Genomic DNA, 342 nt, shown 5'->3' with positions numbered 1-342 from the left:
GTTTTTCTTTAAGGTTTTTACTAGATTTTCAAAGTTAACATGCTCTTTATAAAACCCACTATTTTGTGATTGCTCTGTAAACTGAAATGCAGGTGTATATCCCAACCGCTCTGCAAACTCAAATGTATTACTCATAATTTTTGTTTATTAATTGTTAATTATTGGCTTAGTTTACAATGACCTTTCGACTGCGCTCAAGGATTTTGAGGTGTGCTTTTTAAAATCACGCATGATATTAGACAATAAATAACCTTCTTTTGCTTTACATAATATATGTATATGACTTGACATTATGCAATAGGCGTAAATCTCTAACCCTTTTTGTTTTTTACAATAATCTAA

Annotated in this window: 1 protein-coding gene; it reads right to left on the bottom strand. The window is 29.8% G+C overall.

Features of this window, described 5'->3' with window-relative positions; translation table 11 throughout:
* Nucleotides 1-171 precede the first annotated feature (171 nt).
* On the bottom strand, nt 172-342 hold a 171-nt coding region (locus ACVC5O_RS02740), incomplete at its 5' end, for a transposase (protein ID WP_452219933.1).

Source organism: Lacinutrix salivirga (genome assembly GCF_053604675.1).
The sequence above is the reverse complement of the archived record's forward strand: the minus strand, read 5'-3'. Positions and strand labels throughout refer to the sequence as shown.